The 21,059-nt window shown below is 51.5% G+C and carries 18 protein-coding genes; 11 read left to right on the plus strand and 7 right to left on the minus strand.

Annotated features, from left to right (window positions below; all coding sequences use genetic code 11):
* Positions 1 to 2 precede the first annotated feature (2 nt).
* The 3 genes from Q3O59_RS10605 to Q3O59_RS10615 are packed head-to-tail and all read right to left on the minus strand — an operon-like array spanning position 3 to position 4,052.
* Positions 3 to 2,435, minus strand: a complete 2,433-nt coding sequence (locus Q3O59_RS10605; RefSeq protein WP_305945558.1) for a putative bifunctional diguanylate cyclase/phosphodiesterase — start codon at positions 2,433 to 2,435, stop codon at positions 3 to 5.
* A gap of 2 nt (positions 2,436 to 2,437) precedes the next feature.
* Positions 2,438 to 3,655 (minus strand): YjjA family protein, encoded by a 1,218-nt coding sequence (locus tag Q3O59_RS10610; RefSeq protein ID WP_305945559.1) that lies wholly within the window; start codon positions 3,653 to 3,655, stop codon positions 2,438 to 2,440.
* On the minus strand, positions 3,642 to 4,052 hold the full coding sequence (locus Q3O59_RS10615; RefSeq protein WP_305945560.1) for a hypothetical protein: 411 nt from the start codon (positions 4,050 to 4,052) through the stop codon (positions 3,642 to 3,644). Before Q3O59_RS10615 ends, Q3O59_RS10610 begins: the two co-directional genes overlap by 14 nt.
* Before the next feature lie 408 nt (positions 4,053 to 4,460).
* Between Q3O59_RS10615 and hemH the strand changes: the two genes are divergently transcribed.
* Together hemH and Q3O59_RS10625 are read left to right on the plus strand one after the other, a co-directional pair.
* Positions 4,461 to 5,537, plus strand: coding sequence for a ferrochelatase (hemH, locus tag Q3O59_RS10620; protein ID WP_305945561.1), 1,077 nt, complete (start codon positions 4,461 to 4,463; stop codon positions 5,535 to 5,537).
* A gap of 17 nt (positions 5,538 to 5,554) precedes the next feature.
* Positions 5,555 to 8,647, plus strand: a complete 3,093-nt coding sequence (locus Q3O59_RS10625; RefSeq protein ID WP_305945562.1) for a transglycosylase domain-containing protein — start codon at positions 5,555 to 5,557, stop codon at positions 8,645 to 8,647.
* Here the strand turns inward: Q3O59_RS10625 and Q3O59_RS10630 are convergent.
* The 3 genes from Q3O59_RS10630 to Q3O59_RS10640 all read right to left on the minus strand — a co-directional run bounded on the left by Q3O59_RS10630 (position 8,622) and on the right by Q3O59_RS10640 (position 10,706).
* Complete coding sequence (locus Q3O59_RS10630; protein WP_305945563.1) at positions 8,622 to 9,626, minus strand: GGDEF domain-containing protein; 1,005 nt, start codon at positions 9,624 to 9,626, stop codon at positions 8,622 to 8,624. The genes Q3O59_RS10625 and Q3O59_RS10630 overlap by 26 nt on opposite strands.
* Positions 9,627 to 9,688: 62 nt before the next feature.
* A complete protein-coding gene (locus Q3O59_RS10635; RefSeq protein WP_305945564.1) occupies positions 9,689 to 10,297 on the minus strand; it encodes an HAD family hydrolase in 609 nt (202 codons plus the stop codon).
* A 1-nt stretch (position 10,298) separates the two neighbouring features.
* Entirely contained in the window at positions 10,299 to 10,706 is a 408-nt protein-coding gene (locus Q3O59_RS10640; protein WP_305945565.1) for a cytochrome b562, read from the minus strand.
* Between the two features lie 133 nt (positions 10,707 to 10,839).
* On the opposite strand from Q3O59_RS10640, the gene Q3O59_RS10645 reads away from it, so the two are divergent.
* Complete coding sequence (locus Q3O59_RS10645; protein ID WP_228594402.1) at positions 10,840 to 11,163, plus strand: ribonuclease E inhibitor RraB; 324 nt, start codon at positions 10,840 to 10,842, stop codon at positions 11,161 to 11,163.
* A gap of 116 nt (positions 11,164 to 11,279) precedes the next feature.
* Here the strand turns inward: Q3O59_RS10645 and Q3O59_RS10650 are convergent, their stop codons facing one another.
* Complete coding sequence (locus Q3O59_RS10650; protein ID WP_305945566.1) at positions 11,280 to 12,515, minus strand: Nramp family divalent metal transporter; 1,236 nt, start codon at positions 12,513 to 12,515, stop codon at positions 11,280 to 11,282.
* Between the two features lie 268 nt (positions 12,516 to 12,783).
* Between Q3O59_RS10650 and Q3O59_RS10655 the strand changes: the two genes are divergently transcribed.
* The 8 genes from Q3O59_RS10655 to purM all read left to right on the plus strand — a co-directional run bounded on the left by Q3O59_RS10655 (position 12,784) and on the right by purM (position 21,049).
* Positions 12,784 to 14,796 carry a tetratricopeptide repeat-containing diguanylate cyclase gene (locus Q3O59_RS10655; protein WP_305945567.1) on the plus strand — a complete coding sequence of 671 codons (2,013 nt, stop codon included), beginning with the start codon at positions 12,784 to 12,786 and terminating at the stop codon, positions 14,794 to 14,796.
* A gap of 54 nt (positions 14,797 to 14,850) precedes the next feature.
* A complete protein-coding gene (locus tag Q3O59_RS10660) occupies positions 14,851 to 16,389 on the plus strand; it encodes a bifunctional GNAT family N-acetyltransferase/carbon-nitrogen hydrolase family protein (protein ID WP_305945568.1) in 1,539 nt (512 codons plus the stop codon).
* An 8-nt stretch (positions 16,390 to 16,397) separates the two neighbouring features.
* On the plus strand, positions 16,398 to 16,772 hold the full coding sequence (locus Q3O59_RS10665; protein ID WP_305945569.1) for a hypothetical protein: 375 nt from the start codon (positions 16,398 to 16,400) through the stop codon (positions 16,770 to 16,772).
* 114 nt (positions 16,773 to 16,886) lie between these two features.
* A complete protein-coding gene (gene cmoA / locus Q3O59_RS10670; RefSeq protein WP_305945570.1) occupies positions 16,887 to 17,618 on the plus strand; it encodes a carboxy-S-adenosyl-L-methionine synthase CmoA in 732 nt (243 codons plus the stop codon).
* 7 nt (positions 17,619 to 17,625) lie between these two features.
* A complete protein-coding gene (gene cmoB, locus Q3O59_RS10675; RefSeq protein WP_305945571.1) occupies positions 17,626 to 18,594 on the plus strand; it encodes a tRNA 5-methoxyuridine(34)/uridine 5-oxyacetic acid(34) synthase CmoB in 969 nt (322 codons plus the stop codon).
* A 31-nt stretch (positions 18,595 to 18,625) separates the two neighbouring features.
* Positions 18,626 to 19,549, plus strand: a complete 924-nt coding sequence (locus Q3O59_RS10680; protein ID WP_305945572.1) for a LysR family transcriptional regulator — start codon at positions 18,626 to 18,628, stop codon at positions 19,547 to 19,549.
* Positions 19,531 to 19,938, plus strand: a complete 408-nt coding sequence (locus Q3O59_RS10685) for a hypothetical protein (protein WP_305945573.1) — start codon at positions 19,531 to 19,533, stop codon at positions 19,936 to 19,938. The genes Q3O59_RS10680 and Q3O59_RS10685 overlap by 19 nt, the downstream gene beginning before the upstream one ends.
* A 70-nt stretch (positions 19,939 to 20,008) precedes the next feature.
* Positions 20,009 to 21,049: a phosphoribosylformylglycinamidine cyclo-ligase gene (purM, locus tag Q3O59_RS10690; RefSeq protein WP_305945574.1), complete on the plus strand. Its 1,041-nt coding sequence runs from the start codon at positions 20,009 to 20,011 to the stop codon at positions 21,047 to 21,049.
* Positions 21,050 to 21,059: the final 10 nt, after the last annotated feature.

Consider the following 21,059-nt stretch of genomic DNA (forward strand, 5'->3'; position numbering starts at 1 on the left):
ACTTAGATTGGAGCCAACCAGAGACCATCACGTACTTTTTGCTGCAAGACCGCAAAGAGCTCGTGTTCAGGTATCGGCTTAGCAAAGTAAAAGCCCTGAGCAAAATCACAGTGGTATTTTTGCAGGATCCGCAGTTGCGCCCTGCTTTCCACGCCCTCCGCGACCACTTTTAAATCCAGCTTCTGCACCATGGCTATGGTCGAGGTGATAATTTGATAATCGGCATGATTGTCGAGCATGCCAAATAGAAAGCTTTTATCAATTTTGATGGTATCAACCGGCATTTGTTTCAGATAACTCAACGACGAGTAACCGGTGCCAAAGTCACCAATGGCAAAACAAAAACCCATGGCTTTAAGTTGCTGCATGCTGGCCAGGGTATCACTGACACTTTTAACCAGAGTGCTTTCCGTCAGCTCCAGCTCAAACAAACTGGCTGGCAGTTGATAATGCGCCAACTTGTGTTGAAGAAAAGCGATCAGTTGCGGATCAACAAACTGATCTGCCGATAGATTAATGGCCAATTTAACGTCATCATAGCCGGCATCCATCAAGCGACGAGCTACCACAAAGCAACGTTCAATCACCCAATACCCCAGTGGCAGCATTAAATTCGAGTGCTCAATAACACTGATAAAGTCATCCGGTGGTACCATGCCGCGCTGCGGATGCTGCCAGCGCAGCAATGCTTCAAAACCATAAAGCCGGCCTGTCTCAAGCTCTATTTGAGGCTGAAAGCTCAGACTAAACTCTTGTTGCTCCAGTGCTGTCCGAACTTCACTCTCCAGCTGCAAGCGATAGGCAAAAGCCCGATACATTTCCGCTGTGTAGTGATGCCAATTATTGCCGCCTTTAGCTTTGGCCTGATACATGGCTAAATCAGCCTGTCGAATTAAGTCTTCGGTCGGTGTTGCCGGGTCCTGAGTACAGCTGATGCCGATACTGCTGCTTATCTGGAAGCTTTCTCCAGCCACTGTGATTGGCTCTGCAAAGGCTTGCAAAACAGACTCAGAAACCTGTTCAGTTTCCTGTTCATCAGCCATATTGCTAAGAATAATTACAAACTCGTCACCGCCAAAACGACAGACGGTATCGGAGCTATGGACGCATGCACGCAACCGTGCTGCAGCCTCCATCAGGAGCTGATCACCAACTGCATGGCCCCGACTGTCATTCACCTTTTTAAACTGATCCAAGTCCAAAAACAACAAACCAACAAAAGCCGGCGCCTCTTCAAGCATCGCCAGCGATTTCTTTAACTGATATTGCAACATGTTGCGATTTGGCAAGCCAGTCAGCAAATCGTACATAGCAATATTTTCCAGCTCCTTGGTGTGATGCTCGACTTGCTTATTCAACTCTTCAAGCTGCCAACTTAATTTGTTGGCAGCATTATTTAAGGTATCGACTTCATCAATGAATAAAACTGAGCGGGACTCACTGGCAAGGCGAAAGCGGCTGAACTCTTGATTCGCGAGTAAAGGAAGTCGTGCAGCTAAACGGAGCAGTCGGGCACTCAATCGATGTGTAATGCTATAGATAAGCAAGGCAAGAATGAAAAAAGCCAGCACTGCAATGATGATGATTCGCTGCTGATAACGTTGATTGGCCAACACATAATCGCTGATGTCTTCAATCAAAATTAAATGATACTGCCTGGGGAGACGGGTATCGAGTGGTTGCATGTGCGCAAAGTAATGACGATGACCTGACTGGAGCCGCAACCCTTGGCGAACAATACTCGTAACATCCATCAACTGGGGGAGCTGATAATACAAGTCGTGCAGCAAATCAGGGTTGGAGCTGGATAGCAACCGAATGTCAGCGGGCCTGGCGGATGCCTGTTTTTTGTGGCTGACGATGGCGACATCTGCCTGCAAAGAGCGATTTAAATAAAATAAAATGTCAACCAAAGTGGTCGTCATCACCACCACCGCCACTTCACCGGCATCCAGCAGCAGCGGAACAGCCAGCGACTTGACACAATACTGGTCACATAAAATCAGGCTTTGCGGCTGCTGCTGGACCAATGCCTCGCCGGCGAGTCGATCAATCTCTGCCGGAGTGATAGCCGAGCTCTGAAATACCAGCTGACCATCTTGCTGAAACAACCAGATCTCATCAACGTTCAGATGCAAGTTTAGCGTCTCAATTTGCTGACTCAAGGCTCTGGTAAAGCTCGAGAGACCATTTGATGTGTGTTCACCTAAAGTTAACTCCGCATAAGACTCGACCCAGATACGAAGCTGGTTTTCAATCAATTGGCTATATTGAGCGAACTGCTGCTCACCCAGTAATCGTTTCTGCTCTTGTTGCTGCGAAAACTCATCCTGCACCCGGACCAAAGACAAGGTGGTGAGACCTGATGTCATCACAAACAACACCAGCAACATCACCATCAGCAGCTTCCAGGGCAAACTAATAAAGCGACGCATCTTTAGAACCAATACATCAACTGGATCGCCCATAGCTGCCAGTGAGAATGCCTATTTGTTATGAGGTCGGGAACAACAACCGGAGCCAAACGAGCAGTTCCATGAACCCAATGATGTTCCAGTTGCACGCGAACCCTAGGCGCCAGATCGCGACTAACCCCCACACTGAGACTGTGTTGAAAGCCAAAATAATCCGGAATCGCCCCCTGCGTCATCGCCATCAGTTCCTTACCGCGGCGATCGTCTTTGTTGGCTACAAAATAATCGGCCATCGCATGGATGCGTAGATCCGCACTGAGCTGATAAATTCCTTGTAAGTAGCCTCCCTGGCCGAACTGTGCAATAGCAAATTCTGGTGCGATAAAACCACGAATATCCATGCGCTCCTGAAAAAGCTCGCTCGCCAGTTGCCAGCGCTCACGGTGATATTGAGCATTCAACATAAAGCGCTGCAACACAAAATCAGCATCATAAAAAAACTCGGCTGACGCATCACGATAACTAAATTCAGAGTCAAGCAGCGAAACACCAAAGGTCCAGTGACTCATTTCAGGCTGCCAGAATGCGCTGGCCTGATGAACATATTTCTGCCGCGACCGTCCATCCACTCTGTCACCAAGCAGCAGCTTTGTTTGCTGCTCCGACAATGGTGTTGCACCAAGGCTCCAGTTCAACTCCAAGTGACCGTAGCTAGTATCGACGCTGGACTTTAACGCCAGGCCATCACTGCTAACTGCAATATCTCGAAAAGGATCAAAGTACACCGACTGCGGCAGCACGATGCTCGGACGTGTTAGCGGCACATCCCGGGTACTTGAATGGATCCAATGCTGATTTTTAAATCGCCCGACATAGGCATTTAGTTGCCAATCCAGCTGATTTAACAAAGCCCAATCCAGAAATAGGTAATCCAACTTTAAACCTGAGGGATAGCGATTGCCTCCATCCAGATACACCAACTGACCAGCCAGGCGAAAGTTCGGTGATAACTGCTTGGCACCATTGATACCCAACTCAGTTAAAGCAATCGACGGTTTGCCACTCTGATTAATGAAATTGCTTTTATCAGCCTGAATCATGCCTTGTGATAAAAAGCCATGCCACTGCCACTCTTGAGCCGAAGCAGTATTCATTCCACCGACAAAAACTGCCAACACAGCAAGTGATCGTTTTCTCAAGCGGGAAGCCTCTGATGGACAAAAACAATTAACGTATTTCAATGATACGAACCCCTGTGTCATTGGCATTGCCAGCCCGGTAACCAATACCCCCTGGCGTGCTCTGAACCAGCTCAATCAATTCTTGTTCAGTAGAGACTTGTTGAGGCCTGCTACCAATGCCTGAAAAACTTAATCGATTCCATATGTTATCTAATTGATAGGGAAACATCCGAAGCTGCTCTTTGCAAAAGTTTTGGTGCAGTGGATGGTCACTGCTAAGTACAAAGACCCGTACAGCAGAACCATCAGGCCACTGAGTTTGTCGCATGCTAAACAAAGCCCGTAGTTGTGCTGGGCTAAGATGGTGAAGCTCTATTGAAGGATGAGCAATAACTTGCACCGCCTGAACAGGCGCTGTGAAGAAGCATACAATAACAAAAAGCAGATATTTAAACATGCTACACCGGTATCAGAGTGCCTCTAATCAAAGTCCGCCATTGATTGATTGCTTCTGCATACATGTGAAACGAAAATCGAGTTCGAGCAGCAGTTCTTGCTTCCTGCAAGCATTGGCTGTCGACCATTCCATTTCATTTCATAGTAAAGTCAATGATTTATCAAGTCGAAATACTTTTTTATTCGTTTAATATCAGATCCCTGCACTCCAGATGACCAAATAATAACTATTTTGTGTGATTTATCACCAACTTAACTCAGACTTCTTTGGCAAACTAAGCTCGATCGTCGTATACTTAGAATCAGTCATCCATACGGCACGGCAGCATTTTTGCCATTGACGGCATCTGAAACTTTGCCGCAAACGTATCGAGTGCCCCATCGTATTATTCAACAGGTAAACACCACCATGCGCTTTACCAACACAAAAAACTACCAGCACCAACAAGCCGACAAAATAGGGATCTTAGTCACCAACCTGGGCACGCCGGATGCGCCGACACCCGCTGCACTAAAACGTTACCTTAAGGAGTTTTTATCTGATCCAAGAGTAGTTGAGGTGCCCCGACTGCTGTGGTGGCTGATTTTGCATGGAGTTATTCTGCGCTTTCGCCCGAGACGCTCAGCCAAAGCTTATGCCACCGTTTTTAACGAGCAAGGCTCGCCACTGCTGTTTCATACCCAACAACAGTGCGATGCGATTCGTCAACAATTGCAGCAACAGGGCCATCGTAATTTAGAAGTGGCTTTTGCCATGCGTTATGGCAATCCGGGCATCCAGACCGTGTTGGATGAGCTGTTTGCCAAAGGCGTTCGCAAGTTGTTGGTGGTACCGCTTTATCCTCAGTATTCCGCCTCGACCACAGCTTCGACCTTCGATGCCATTGCGAAAGACTTCACCAGACGGCGCTGGTTGCCTGACTTTCGATTTGTCAGTCATTACCATGATTTTCCAGCATTTATTGAAGCAGCAGCTCAGCAAATAGAGACCTTTTGGCAACAACACGGTAAACCTCAAAAGTTGATTTTGTCTTATCATGGTATCCCAAAACGGTACTTGCTCAACGGTGATCCCTACCACTGCGAGTGTCACAAAAGCTCCAGGCTGATTGCACAACGGCTAGGACTCGACAGCGATGAGTACCTGACCACCTTCCAATCCCGCTTTGGTCGCGAAGAGTGGTTGACGCCTTATACCGATGAAACACTAAAAGCCTTGCCAGCACAGGGCATTACCCATGTACAAGTATTTTGCCCTGGCTTTTCAGCCGATTGCCTGGAAACCATTGAAGAGATAGGCGAAGAAAACAGAGAGTACTTTTTAACCGCTGGAGGGGCGCAATACGACTACATTCCAGCTCTGAATGATAACCCTGCGCATATCGATGCCTTGTGTCAGCTGATTGAACAGAATCTGGCGCATTGGCAGGTTCAGGACGATCCTGAGCGTCAAGGCAGAGCCTTGGCACTTGGTGCTAAAACCTAACGCAGCAGGACAAGCCGATGCCGCAGCGAATTGAGCCTGGTTTCAACTCTGCACCCTTGCTAAAGCGCAAGGACTTTAGCAGCACCAGAGAAGAGCGCCACCTCAGCAACCCTGCAGTCAAGCGACGTTACTGGCCCTGGCTGCTGGCATTCGCACTTCTATTGCTTTTGCTTGCGGCTTGGCAGGAAACTCGTACCAGTTTTTATCAATCCCAGCTGTTGCATCGACTCGGACAAAAGCTAAGCAGTGAATTGCAGCCAGGGCCAAGTTCGGCCATTCATTTCCCCGAATCCGGGCCTTATAATCAACAGCGCGGTTATAGCCTCGCAGAGCAGTGGCAGGAGCGGTTAGCCCAACGTGGCTTTGAAGTTGTTCAGCAGCAGAAGTTCTCACCAACTTTGTTGCGTTACAGTCAAATGGGTTTTTTCCCACCCTACGAGGAAAAACAGCAAACCGGCTTGCTGCTGCGTGATTGTCAGCAGCAGACAATCTACCAGTTTAGCTACCCACAACGCCAGTTTGCCAGCTTGCTGGATATGCCTCCCCTGCTGCCTGAACTGCTCACTTACATTGAAAACAAAAGCTTACTAACAGCCCCTTCCCCTTTTCACAACCCAGCTATTGAGTGGCCAAGGCTTGGAGCAGCACTGCTCAGCCAAAGCCAACAATGGTTGGGACACAATGGTAATGCCTCCGGCGGCGGCAGCACCCTGGCAACACAGTTGGAAAAGTACCGCCACTCCCCCGCCGGCCGTACCCATAGCGTTGGCGATAAATTTAAGCAGATGCTTTCTGCCAGTATTCGAGCCTATAAGGATTCACCAGTGACAGCCGCCCATCGCCAACGGCTGGTATTGCATTACCTCAATACAGTGCCCTTGGCGGCTGCTCCAGGTTATGGCGAGGTGCATGGCATTCCGGATGGGCTTTGGGCCTGGTTTGGCGCCGATTACCGGCAAGTCAGTCATTTATTGACTGAGCTTGAAGCTACCAGAGAAACAGCCACCGCGCTGAATCAAGTGCTGGCTCTGATGATTGCGCAGCGACGTCCAAGCTTTTATTTGCTGCAAGGGCACCAACAACTGCAACAATTGGTGCAACTGTATTTGCAATTACTGACAGTGGATGGCGTTATCAGTCAGCAGCTGGCCGATCTGGCCAGCAGAACGCCGCTTAAAATCGATCCAAAGCCTTGGGTAAGCCAACACAGCAATGACGATAGCAAAGCCAGCCACTTAGTTCGGCAACAGCTCGATCAATTGCTGCGTGTGAGTCCTTATCAAAGCGACCGGCTGGATCTCATTGTTGACAGCAGCCTGCATCTTGGGCTGCAACAAGAGCTGGGGGCCTTTTTGCAACAACTCCGCAATCCAGAGCAAGCCGCTCACCATGGCATCATCGGACACCGGCTACTCACACCAGCACAAGCAGCCCAGGTTGAATACAGCTTTGTCTTGTTTGAGCGACAGCCACAGGGGTACCAACTTCGGGTCCAAACCGATACCTCTGCCGCGGCGTTCGATTTGAACAGTCAAAGTAAATTGGAGCTTGGCTCCACCGCAAAACTTCGCGTGTTGGTGACCTATCTGGAAATTGTTGCTGAGTTGTACCAGCGCTATGCCGGTGAACCAGCTGCCGAGCTGGGATTCCTGAACATTGCCCCCCAAGATCACATCAGCCGTTGGGTCATCGATACCTTGCTTAGCTTTCCAGATATTGAACTGAAGCAGCTTTTAGACTTTGCCATGGAGCGGCGTTACAGTGCCAACCCGGCAGAAAGTTTTTTTACCGGTGGCGGACTGCACAGCTTTGGCAACTTTATGGCAGAAGACAATCAACGCAATCCAACCGTGCTGGAGGCAACGCAAGAGTCCATCAACTTACCCTTTGTCCGCTTGCTGCGCGACATCATCAGCTACAGCATTTACCACAAAGACACCCAAGGCGATCGACTGCTGGAAAGCGACGATGACCAACGCAGAGCTCTCTACCTGAGCCACTTTGCCGATCGTGAAGGCGTCGCTTACCTGCAACAGTTCTGGCGCAAACATCGCCAGCACGATGCTGAACAGCGGCTGCAGTTGCTGCAGCAAACCTCACGCCAACGACCCGATCGGCTGGCCGCTATTTACCTTTGGCTCTTTCCAGACGCCAGCGTACAACAACTGGATGATTATCTAGCCAGGGAATCCACAGGTGGTGTCAGTAGCAATCAGTTGCAACGCTGGCATCGCAGTTTTTCAGCACGACAACTCAGCTTGCCGGATCAAGCCTATCATGCCAGAGTCCACCCGCTGGAGCTCTGGCTGGTCGGCACCTTGCAGCAACAACCTGAGTTGAGCTGGCAAGAACTAGTAACTCTCAGCGCCAGCAGTCGACAAGAAGTCTATCAATGGTTGTTCCGAACCCGGCATCGCAGTGCCCGAGACAATCGCATCGGCATTATGCTGGAAGTTGAGGCATTTTGGGATTTGCATTACCGTTGGCAACAGCTTGGCTATCCCTTTGATCATCTGGTGCCCTCGCTGGCTACCGCTTTGGGCAGCTCAGGCGATCGACCAGCCGCTCTGGCTGAGTTGATGGCGATTATCATGAACGATGGTTTGCGCTACCCCAACCAAGCTTTAAATGCACTGACGCTGGGCAAAAACACTCCCTACCATACCCGCTGGCATCAAAGTGCGACGCTAGGGATTCGGGTGATGGAGCCTGAAGTTGCTGCTGTATTGCGCCAAGTGTTGCATCAGGTAGTTCAAGATGGAACCGGACGGCGCTTGCAGGGAGCTTACAGTCAACTTGGTTTGGCTGGAGGAAAAACGGGCACTGGCGATAACCGCATCACCACCGTCGACAGTCGCGGAAACCGCATTGACCAGCGCAGCCTGAACCGCACCGCTACTTTGGTGTTTTATCTGGGGCCAAATTATTTTGGGACCTTAACGGCCTATGCCGCAGGTTCGCAGGCCGGCGAACTACGCTTCACCTCTGCCTTACCGGTACAGGTGCTCAAGAGCATGGAGCCTTTGCTACAGCCTTACCTGCTGGAGCAGGCCTGCCTATCGAGCGCTGATGCTAACATGAGAGCTACTGAGTATGCGCCTGTGCCATAACCACCTGATTTCGGCCACCAGACTTCGCCCGATACAAGGCAGCGTCTGCTCGCGCCAACCAGCTTTGCCAAGCTTCCTGCGGCCCCAGTAACGCCACACCAATGGAGGCGCTAACAGCACCGGTTTGACTTTGCAGTTCAGCGGCGATTCGCTGTCGCAGCTTTTCTGCCACAGCCAGCGCTTCATCGGCTTCCACATCATCCAGCAAAATTACAAACTCTTCACCACCAAAACGATACACCTGGTCACTGAGGCGGGTATGTTTTTGCAGCAGCTGCACTAAATTCACCAACACCTGATCTCCGGCTTGATGACCAGCTTCATCATTGATTTTTTTGAAAAAGTCGAGATCAAGCAGCAAAAGTGCAATGTCTTTATCCCGGCTGCGGCGGCCCGCTCCGGCAGCAAACTCCAGCGCCAGATCCAATTCACGCCGGTTGGCTGCACCGGTTAACGCATCCCTCGCTGCCATCGACTCCAATTCGCGGCGCTGCACCAGCATCCGGTAAGCAAATACGTAGGAAAAAAAGCTGGTGACCGTGGCGGTCACAACAAAGGATGTCAGTTGCACCCTGTCATCAAAGATTGTCCCCGGCAGCCAGGCCGACCACGCCAACAAAGTCACCAATACCAGTACCAGCAACAACAGAGCGCGAAAAGGTGGCACCAGAAAAAAAACGAAAATAATAAACGGATAGGTCCAAAAAAGGCCAACAGGCCCCAGACTTGAGACCACCAGCACAACACCAACACAAAAGATGCTGGCAACAAACAAGCCAGCCCCTTTGGTATTGCCAGTCAACCAGGCATAAAGCACAGCCAACGAAGTCGCCACCACCAAGGTGGCGTCCACATAGGCAACCAGGTAACTGCCTTCCCAATAACGATAGACCGCATAGGGCGTGACACATAGGAAGACTATAAGCCCCACCAGACTGAGCATAGCCAAATGAAAATCTTGTTGCAGTCGAGCGAACAAAAGCACCTCGGGTACTGTATTTTGCTGCTTACTATACGTACAACACCGAGGGTGCTGCAAGCTTAACTTGTCAGAGCTCTGGCCAACTGGCTGTAATCGGCCATCAACCAATTGGCTTGCTGCGCGTATTGCTGATTGGAGTTTGTAAGCAAAAGGCAGGATTGCGCTCCGGCATTGGCAGCCGTAGTCAGGTCAAAGTGATAATCGCCAATGTAGAGCAAACGATGGATTGGTCGCTGATAATGCGCTGCGATACGCAGCAGTCCCTCTGGATCTGGTTTTGCTGCGCAATCTTCACGGGTCAATACCAAGGAAATGGGGATCTTTAACCGGCTCAACATATGTTGGGTTGCAACTCGAATGTTTCGGGTCAAAATAGCGGTGGGAAAGCCACATTCGTGCAACTCATGCAAGGCTTCAAGCACTCCCGGTAGAAGAACTGAGCGCTCTGCAGCCTCCATCTCATGACGGGATATCACCGCCGCTGCATGAGCACGGCTATCATCATCAGAAATGGCCGCCAGGGTTTGCAATAAGTCGCAATTAGATTGCCAACCTAGTTCATGGCGGATAGCAACAAAATCGAGCGGGCTCTCAACCAGAGTGCCATCCAGATCGAAAGCCACCACATCAATTTGTCCCTGTAAAGACGCTGGCTGCAATGGTGTCATACTAGCGGCCACCAAACAGCCATTGCCAAAAACTGCGTTTACGCAGACGATGGTACTCCACTCGCAGCCGATCGATTTGCTGCAGCTTTTGCTCGGCGCTGACCATATCCCCGGCTAGCAGAGCTTGCTCAATCCCATCCAACTTGGCGGCCACTTTTTGAAAACCTTCGACAAAGGTTTCAGCCATATCTTCACGCATTGGCGCCTGCTGTGCTGCAAGGATGCCAGCTTGCATTTCGTGGACATGACGCAGCCGCTGCTCCACAGTCTGAGCTTCAACCGCCTGACGATACTGAAAAGAAAAGGTCTTCATGATAACTTCCAGACTGCCGGTTTGGGCACCATAGGCCCAGACCGGAGCACTTACGCACAGCATCCATCCGAGCAGGGTTACAACTAGGTACTTCATCGCATCAACTCCTGAAAAACACCTCAGTGATCCTACCATGTCCAGGATGGCAAACCTAGCCAACAACAACTGGATATCAAGCCTTGCTAAGAAACTGATATACTGTTTCAAAACCAAACTGGATGAACCAACGATGCAATTCCCTGACGATGCCAACGGCGATATGTTGCAACTGCTGCTGGAGTCTGGCCTGGTGCTGGACCAGCCAACGGAGCTTGATTTCTATGTTTTTTTTAAACGACAGGACAAAGCGGAGTCTGCGCTAACCACCATGGCAGAACGTTACCCGGACGGCCGGCTAAGCCTGGCACTGGACAGTGCCCAACAATGGGAACTAAAACTTACCCAACAAGTTCCACTCAATTATGCGGCAATTACTGAGTTTGAGTCTGGTCTGGAAGCAGACTGCAAGCAATTGGGAGGCAAGTACGACGGCTGGGGCGTGCAAGAGCCTTAAAGACGGCTAAAGTCAGGCAGGGTTCATTCTAGTGATCTCCTGCCAAAACAGTCTTGATCCAAGTTCGCGCATACTTTCTCTGTATAAGGCAGTCAAGCCAGCTCTGTATAAGGCAGTCAAGCCAGCAATGCCAGCCAAAGGCTGCGGCCACTAAGCAACAAGGTCACCAAGAGTACAGCCAGTCCCATTGCATTGTGCCGTGGTCGGTTTTTGTATGCTCCCAGTATAGGAGAGTTTGCCGCCAACAACAGGCTTAGTGCCAGCACAGGCAGCAAAATGCCATTTGCCACTTGCGCAAATAAAATCACCGACACTGGCCGCAGCCCCAGCGAAGACACCACTACACCTATGCCAATCACCACCAGCCAGGTGAGCCGAAACTGACCAGCCGATAAATTCAGCAAACCCCGCAAAGCATAAGCGGCTGCCAAAGGTGCCGTCACCGCCGACGAGAGCCCAGCTGCCAGCAACCCAAAAGCCATCAAATAAGTTGCTAACGAGCCAAATAACGGCTCCAGTGACAGCGCCAGATCAGCCGCATTGTCGATGTGAAGGCCTGTGCCAAAATAGGCGGTCGCGGCGGTTGAGACCACCGCAATCGAGACAATACCACCTAGCGGAATAGCGGTGCGTAAATCGGCATTCGACGCTAGCAGCGCCTGACGCTTATCCTCGCATTGTCGCCACTTTTCAGCCGAACTAGCCGCATGCAAAAACAGCGAATAAGGCACCACAGTGGTGCCAATCAAGGCAATTACCGTCAGAGTTGAGCCGGATGGTAGCGAAGGCCAGACCAGGCCGGTGACTAAGGCTGTATAATCCGGGCGAGTGAGCAGCATGGTTGCCACGAAAGCACCACTCATCAACAGCACCAAGCCAATTAAACTGCGCTCTATCAGCCGGTAATCGCCGCGCCATAGTACCACCGTAGCCAGACCGCCAATCAATAGCGCCCAAGGGTTCAGCCCAGTTAATTCACGTAAAAGCTGAATCGGCCGACTATCCCCCCAGATGGCATCAGCCCCTAAACTGGCCCCAGTGATATTCCCGCCCTGATAGGCGCTATTGCCTATCACCACAGCTGCGATGATCAAGCCATAAAAAGCAACTTTGAGCAGCGGTTGTTGCACCAGCAACCGTAAATTTTCGCCCAGTCCCTGGCCGGTCACAATGCCAAGGCGAGACGCCATTTCCTGCAGCACCATGGTCGCAACTACCGAAAACAGCAAAGCCCAAAGCAAAGCATAGCCATAATTGGCTCCGGCCAAAGAGGCCGTCACCACAGTACCCGGACCGATGAAAGCAGCGGTTACCAGGGTAGCAGGGCCAAGGCGAAACCAATACCGCCTCATAGATGGGTTCCTTAATCGATTCGTTCAGTGATCCAGTATGCCTGCTTTGCGCTTTATACCCAACCAGTCAACAGCACTAACTAATAAAGCATTTACAAATCAAGACGGTTGGCTTTCTTGCTCAGACTTGCTATGTTAAGCGCGGTTACTTTTCCTACAGGCGAATTCAGTGCAGCACAGTGCGCAACCCAGCACCTTTTTGCGTTGTTATTTAACGACAGCGTCCAGAGTATCAAGTCGACTAAATTACTGGCTTGCCGCTTTGTTCATGCTGTTTACTCTATCTGTGCATGCGTCAAACCCACTTGATGCCGATGCAGAAGCCGCTTTGGATGCCTATCTTTTGCTTATTGGGCAAGATCAGCATCAAGAACAGCAGCAGCTTGAAAGGGTTCGTACCCAGCTGCTGAACTCCCCTGCTTACGGCAGTCAAACACGCTATCTTGCCATGCAAGTCCTGCATCATCTGTCCTATGACGAGCAAGAGACCTGGGAGCCAGCCCTGATAAAACTGATGGAACACGCCAGAGCTCACCCCTCTGGCGACGTGATGAGTGAGGCCCTCGCCACAAAAATCTATGCGCTTTTAAGGCAGGATGACTTGAATGCGGCTTACAAAACCATGGTCGAGTTGGAGCTTTTTTTACCCAATGCGGAGCAACCTCGTGTTCGGTACTTTGCTCACAACCTGCTTGGCACCATCTATTTGCGTGATAATCAATTTGAGTTAGCCAGCCAGAACTTGCATGCAGCCATGGAAGCCGTGATTGAAACCGAGGGCGAGCGTGCAGGCATTCGCCGAACACACCTGCAAAGCCAGCTTGCTCAGCTTTATGCCGATATGCAGAATTTGGAACAAGGGCTGGAGTTGATTGAGCAAGCCATTTCTGGAGCAAAAATCTATCTTCCCGATCACCTGCCCGAATACTATCTGAGTAAAGGCTACATCGAAGGTGAACTGGGCCTGCATGAGGCATCGATTCAAACGCACTATCAGGCCATTGCAACTGCCCATGAATATGGCTACCAAGGCATTGTCTTGCTAAGCCTAAACAACATCGGTGCCGCTCATATACTACTGAACCAATATCAGCAAGCGATAGAGCCACTGAAACAAGCATTAGCACTGGCAACTGAGCTGGAAGATGAACTGACCTTGCAGCTAATACAAATGAATTTGGGTTACATCGCTGTAAAACAAGGTTCGGTGGATCAAGGCTTGCAGCAAATGAGGCAAAGTATCGAGTATTTTCGACAGCATGGCCGGCGCAGTGATCTGGAGCGCTTTCTGGGCGATTTTGCCGATGCCCTGCAGCATGCGGGTTATACCAGAGAAGAAGCTGCGGTTTTACGCGAGCAACGCGAGCTAAACCGCGAACTCTTTACCGCTGAACGGGAGCGAACCCTGGCAGAAATGCAGCAACGCTTTCAAGCCAGAGAACAAGCCCACCGGATCCAACGGCTGGAGCAAGACAATGCATTGCAAGAGCGCACCATTGAAAACAAACAGCTGCAAAACCGGCTCTTTCTTTTAGCGACCTTAGCGGCAGCCTTAGCTGGTGTCTTGATGTGGCAGCTGTATCGCAAAGTCCGCCATATCAATCGCCGCTTAAAAGAAGCCAATAAACAGCTGGAGTTTCAATCATTGCGCGATCCTTTAACCGGGCTCTATAACCGCCGGTCTTTCCAGCAGCGCATGGCCAAACGCTGGCAGCATAAAGAGCATCGTCATCAGGGTGAAGAGCGCGATGCCTTGATCCTGCTCGACATTGACTTCTTTAAACAAATTAATGATCAACACGGCCATGCCGCCGGTGATGACATTCTGGTCGAGGTCGCAAAACGTTTGCAGCATTCCTTACGGCATCAGGATCAGGCCATTCGCTGGGGCGGCGAAGAGTTCCTGCTTTACCTGCATCGTATTAAAGCAAAAGATCTAAACGCTTTGGTGGAGCGCACACTCTACCTGTTGGCCGAGAAACCCTTTCAGGCCGGCGGCCAATCAATCGTGGTCACAGCCACAGCAGGTTTTATCACCCTGCCCTTTGCCGATATATCCGAAGAGCAGCTAAACTGGGAGAAAGGGTTGCAGCTGGCCGATTTAGCCCTCTATGCAGGTAAGGCCCGGGGACGCAATCAGGCTTGTGGCGTCACGGGGCTGAAGGTGCCGCTTGAAACACTGATATCCGGCTTTGATCAGCAACAGAGTATTTCCCTGGAACAGCTGGAGTGCTGTGATGTTGCAGGTCCGGAAGTCCAGCGACACCCCCTATCCTCTTGAGCGAGGATCCGGCCTGCCAAAATATCAAGCTTCAAGAAGTAAGGAGAACGTCTGGTGCAAGAAGAACTCCATATTAAAGTCCGAAACTTAGAAGTTGCCGACTACCCACAACTCAAACGTCTAATGGACAGGGTGTACACCGATTTAGGCGGTGCCTGGCCCAGACACACCATTGAAAAGCTGGTGCAGGACTTCCCGGACGGCCAGTTTGTGGTGGTCGATCACGACGACATCGTCGGTGTTGCCCTGGCGGTGCAAGTCGATTACGAGCGCTTTAGCAACCCCCACACCTACGACGAGCTGATCAGTCAACGCATGACCATTTTAAACAACCCCCATGGAGATGCCCTCTATGGTTTGGATGTGCTCATTGATCCAGAGTACCGCGGCTACCGACTTGGCCGCCGCTTGTACGAAGTCCGCAAAGAGTTGTGCCGCCAGCAAAATCTGCGGGCCATTCTAGCCGGGGGCCGGATCCCGAACTACCATCAGCACGCAAGCGAGATGTCGGCTGCCGATTATCTTGAAGCGGTCAAGCGACAGGAAATCTACGATCCCATCCTGACTTTTCAGCTGTCAAACGACTTCCAGCTCAAGCGCTTGCTGAAACAATATTTGCCGGAAGACGAGCAGTCCCAGGGCTATGCCACCTTGCTGGAATGGAACAACATCTTTTATGAGCCGCCGGGCCGTCTGATTGAAAGCCGGAAAACTCAAATTCGAATCGGCGCAGTGCAATGGCAGATGCGTAAAGTACAATCGGTCGATGAAATGCTGCAGCAGGTCGAGTATTTCGTCGATGCGTTATCCAACTACCAAAGCGACTTTGCGCTCTTTCCTGAATTTTTTAATGCTCCCCTAATGGGGTTGTGCGACAAAAATGCCAGCCAAACGGAAGCCATCCGTTTCCTGGCAGGCTTTACCGAGCGCTTTCGCCAGGAAATGTCCACTATGGCGGTCAGCTACAACATCAACATCATTACCGGCTCCATGCCTTTATTGCTGGGGGATAATCTCTACAACGTCAGCTACCTTTGCCGGCGCGATGGAACCGTAGAGATGCAAAGTAAAATCCATATTACCCCGCACGAGCGTCGTGACTGGGTGATCCAAGGCGGCGATCAATTGCAGGTGTTTCAGACCGATGCCGGCCGTGTTGGTATTTTAATCTGCTACGACGTCGAGTTTCCGGAGCTCAGCCGTTTACTGGCCGAGCAGGATATGGACGTGCTTTTTGTGCCCTTTTGGACCGACACCAAAAACGGCTATTTGCGCGTCCGGCATTGTGCCCAGGCACGCGCCATCGAAGATGAATGTTACGTCGTGATTTGCGGCAGCTGTGGCAACTTACCATCGGTCGACAACCTGGATGTGCAATACGCCCAATCGGCAGTCTTCTCCCCATCCGATTTTGCTTTCCCGCACGATGCCGTGATGTCCGAAACCACCCCCAACACCGAAATGCTGATGTTTTCCGATCTGGATTTAGACAGGCTGACACAAATTCGCAATGAAGGCTCGGTGATGAACTTAAAAGATCGACGCCATGACCTCTATCAAGTAAGCTGGCTCAAAAAAGACACTCAAGGATAACCCTCGCTATGAAATTGCTTGTCGGTACATTGCTTCTGTTGTTGCTGCAGGCTGGGCTGGTGATTCAGCTCAGCAGCAGCCTGGTTGGCAGCTCACCGTTGCAGCTGTGGCTGGTACTGCCTACGGTTGCAACCGCCGCCCTTTGCCTGCTCTTGCACTTTAAGTATCAGTTAAGAAAACTCTTTCCACTGGCCAGTGTGCTGATCCACGCCATTGCTTTGCTACCCTACCTTGGCCTTGTCAACAATGAGGCCGAAGGTGAACGGGCCATTCTGATTATGGTGATGATCCCCTTGTACCAAAGCATTGCTATCCTGATGCTGGGCCTAGGTGATTACGTCCGTCGCCGTGAAGCCAATAAGCGTCTGGCAAGCCAAGCCTAGTCTCTTTCAAGTCAGGCCCTTGCACAACCAGTAAGGGCCTGACACCACAAATGCATCGTGTTCTACGCTCGTTTCAGATACACTTAGAGCCTTGTCGTTCGTCATGCAAGTGTTATGTCAAAAGATCAGATTTACGCTGAGCCCTTAGCTCATATTCAGGATTTTCGCTTTGATGAGCAGGTAGCCGATGTCTTTCCGGATATGATCCAACGCTCGGTCCCAGGCTACCAAAGCATCATCCAAACCATCGGCCAGCTTGCCAGTCGCTACCAACAAGACCACAGCCACTTTTACGATCTGGGCTGCTCATTGGGCGCTGCCAGCCTGGCCATGCGGCGTCATATCAACGCCACTGGCTGCAAGATTGTTGCCGTCGATAACAGCGCCGCCATGGTCGAGCGATGCCGGCGACACCTGGAAGCCTTTCGCTCGGATGTTCCGGTCGAGGTGATCGAAGGCGACATCCGCAGCACAGAGCTGAGCAATGCCGCCATGGTGGTGGTCAACTTTACCTTGCAGTTTCTGGCCAAATCCGACCGCACCGCCTTGCTCAACAGAGTCTTTCAGGCGCTTAAGCCTGGTGGCATCCTGCTGCTGTCGGAAAAAATCATCAGCCCCGCCCCCTGCAGCAATCAGCTACTGGTAGAGTTGCACCACGATTTTAAACGGGCCAATGGCTACAGCGAGTTGGAGATCAGCCAAAAGCGCACCGCTTTGGAAAATGTGATGCAACCCGACAGCATTGAACAGCACCAGCAGCGCTTACAGGCCGCTGGTTTTAGCGAAAGCACCGTCTGGTTCCAATGCTTTAACTTCTGCTCCATGATAGCTTTTAAACAGCCGTGAGAAACGCATGAGCGACTTATTTAACTCCTTTTATCAGCAGATCGCTGCCAGCCGGCTGGCACACTGGCTGCAAACGTTACCCGCTCAACTGGCGCACTGGCAGCAGCATGCCTTACACGGCGACTTTCCGCGCTGGCAAAAAATTCTGGCTCAATTGCCTGCAACAACGCCATCCCAGATTGAGCTTGGCGATACCATTACACTAGGCTCACCGGATGATATTGACGCCGGTCAGCGTAAGCGCATCGAGCACCTGCTCCGTCAACTGATGCCCTGGCGTAAAGGCCCTTTTTGCATTCATGGCATCCACATCGACACCGAATGGCGCTCGGATTGGAAGTGGCAGCGCCTGCTGCCTCATATTCAACCCCTGCAACACCGTTATGTATTGGACGTCGGCTGTGGCAGTGGCTATCACCTCTGGCGTATGCGTGAAGCCGGTGCCGACTTTGTGGTTGGCATCGATCCATCGCAGCTCTTCTACAGTCAGTTTGAAGCCATCAAACACTTTCACCCCGATCAATCCGTGCACCTGTTGCCGATTGGCTGTGACGAACTGCCGGAGTTGGAAGCCTTTGATACCGTGTTCTCAATGGGGGTGCTGTACCATCGTCGCTCGCCGCTGGAATTTTTGCAGCAACTTAAAATGCAGCTGCGCCCTGGCGGTGAGCTGGTGTTGGAAACCCTGGTGATACCAGGTGACGAGCAAAGTGTGTTGGTACCTGGTGAACGCTACGCCAAAATGCGCAATGTCTGGTTTATCCCCAGTTGCGCCGCTTTGTGTCACTGGCTCAAGCGGCTGGGCTTTCAAAATCCGCAGGTGGTGGACTGCACGCCCACCAGTTTGCAAGAGCAGCGCAGCACCGACTGGATGCAAAATGAAAGTTTAATTGATTTTCTGGACCCAAATGACCATAGTAAAACCATTGAAGGGTATCCGGCACCACTAAGGGCTGTGATTGTCGCCCGGCGCTAGCCGTCCGGGCCAACAGGAGAGCAAGGGTTTCATGCCATATCGCCCCAAGACGACCATTGAACAATGGCGTATCCTGCAAGCAGTGGTTGATGCCGGCGGTTACGCCCAGGCAGCCGATCTTCTCAACAAAAGTCAATCCTCGCTGAATCATGCCGTTGCCAAGTTACAAAGCATGCTGGGTGTCGAATTGCTGGAAGTCAAAGGCCGCAAAGCCTTTCTGACCGAAGCAGGCGAGGTGATGCTGCGCCGCTCACGCATGGTCACGCAGCAAATTGAGGATCTGGAGCGACTGGCTGACACCATTGATAAAGGCTGGGAGCCTGAAATCCGTATTGCTGTTGAGCTGGCCTACCCCAAGCAGTACCTGTACCGGGCTTTGCAGACGTTTTACCCGCAAAGCCGGGGCAGCCGGGTGCAAATTATTGATTCTGTTCTCACCGGCACCGCCGAAATCATTCAGGAGAAACGGGCTGATTTGGTCATTACCGGCCAGGTTCCCCGTGGCTTTCTGGGCGAGCCTTTGTGCATTACCCGCTTTGTGCCGGTTATTGGCAGCCAGCACCCAATAGCCAGCCAAGGCAAAGTAGAACTGGCCGAGCTCAGTCAACAATTGCAAATTGTGATACGAGATACCGCGCAAAAGCCACAGGAACAAAGTGGCTGGCTAAAATCCGAGCAGCGTTGGACCGTCGATAACTTTTACGAAGCCATTGAAATTCTCCAGCTGGGTCTGGGCTTTTGCTGGCTTCCCGACTTCAGCGTTCAAGCGGGTTTGCACGATGGCAGCCTGCAATTGGTGGATTTGGCCTCAGGCGGTGAAAAACTGGCTCCCATGGCACTGCTCAGCCCTTACGAAGAACAACTTGGCCCCGGCAGCAGATTGCTGCGCCAGTGCATTTTAGCCGCGCATACGAATGAACAATCCAAGGAGATAGCATGCACGATCAACAGTTAAAAGACCTGATGGTCCAGTCGGCAGCGGACGCCGTTCAATATGGACGTGAAGAGTTCCAGCTGGAGCTGGATTACAGCCGCAACAGCCTGGTACAGCTGGACACCTTGATTTCAGCCTTGCATCAGCGGCAAAAAACCCAGGCCCATGCTCAGGATCTGCTGTTTACGCTCTGCACGATTTTAGGCGCCTACACCGGTGAAGTTTTCCGCCGTGAGCTTGGCGGCGACTGGTTTCATGACAAAAGCAGCCAGGATGCACCCTACGTTTGCCTGACCTACCTTGACAAGGAATTTCCATTTGCATCAATAATTTATCACAAGATTGTGCAGGACGACAGCATCAGCATTGCCGACTATGTCCAGCAGGCCATGACAAATGCTACCCAGTAAAGCTTTTGTCCGGCCCATTAAGCAGGTAAAATAGCGCCCATTTTCAGCCCTACCCGAATTGAGGAATGCCGTGAGCAACCAAAATCCATCTTTAAGTTACAAAGATGCCGGTGTCGATATTGATGCTGGCAACGCCCTGGTCGATCGTATCAAAGGTGCTGTAAAACGCACCCATCGCCCGGAGGTGATGGGTGGTTTGGGTGGTTTTGGGGCCTTGTGCCAAATCCCGGCAGGTTACAAGGAGCCAGTGCTGGTATCCGGCACTGACGGCGTCGGCACCAAACTGCGCTTAGCCATGGACCTGAAGCGGCACGAAGGCGTCGGCATTGACCTGGTGGCCATGTGTGTGAACGATCTCATTGTGCAAGGTGCTGAGCCATTATTCTTCCTCGATTACTACGCGACCGGTAAATTGGCCGTCGATACCGCAGCTACCGTGGTCGAAGGCATTGCCGACGGTTGCGCTCAGTCTGGCTGTGCGCTGGTCGGTGGTGAAACCGCTGAAATGCCTGGCATGTACCATGGCGATGATTACGATATCGCCGGTTTCTGTGTCGGCGTGGTGGAAAAATCCGAGTTGATCGACGGCAGCAAGGTGCAAGCCGGCGACCAGTTGATTGCTTTGGCTTCATCCGGCCCGCACTCCAATGGTTTTTCGCTGATCCGTAAAATTTTAGAAGTCAGTGGCCAATCGACCGACACGGAGCTGGCGGGGAAATCCATTGCCGATCACCTGTTGGAACCCACTCGCATTTATGTCAAAAACCTGTTGGCCCTGATCAAGCAGCAGCCCGTGCATGCGCTTTGCCACGTGACGGGTGGTGGCTTTTGGGAAAACATTCCACGGGTATTGCCTGAAGGCACCAAAGCCGTTGTCAATGGCAGCAGCTGGCAATGGCCGGCAATCTTTCAATGGCTGCAACAGCAGGGCAACGTCACCACCCACGAAATGTACCGCACCTTCAACTGTGGTGTCGGCATGATCGTTGTGGTACCCGCCGCACAGCTGCAACCGGCACTGGATCAGCTGCAACAAGCTGGCGAAACGGCCTGGCACCTGGGTGAGATCCAACCGGCAGCCGCCGGCGAAGAACAGGTCATTATTCGTTAAGCACGGCTAA

It is taken from the genome of Alkalimonas delamerensis (assembly GCF_030717955.1).
GTDB classification, from domain to species: Bacteria; Pseudomonadota; Gammaproteobacteria; order Enterobacterales; family Alteromonadaceae; genus Alkalimonas; species Alkalimonas delamerensis.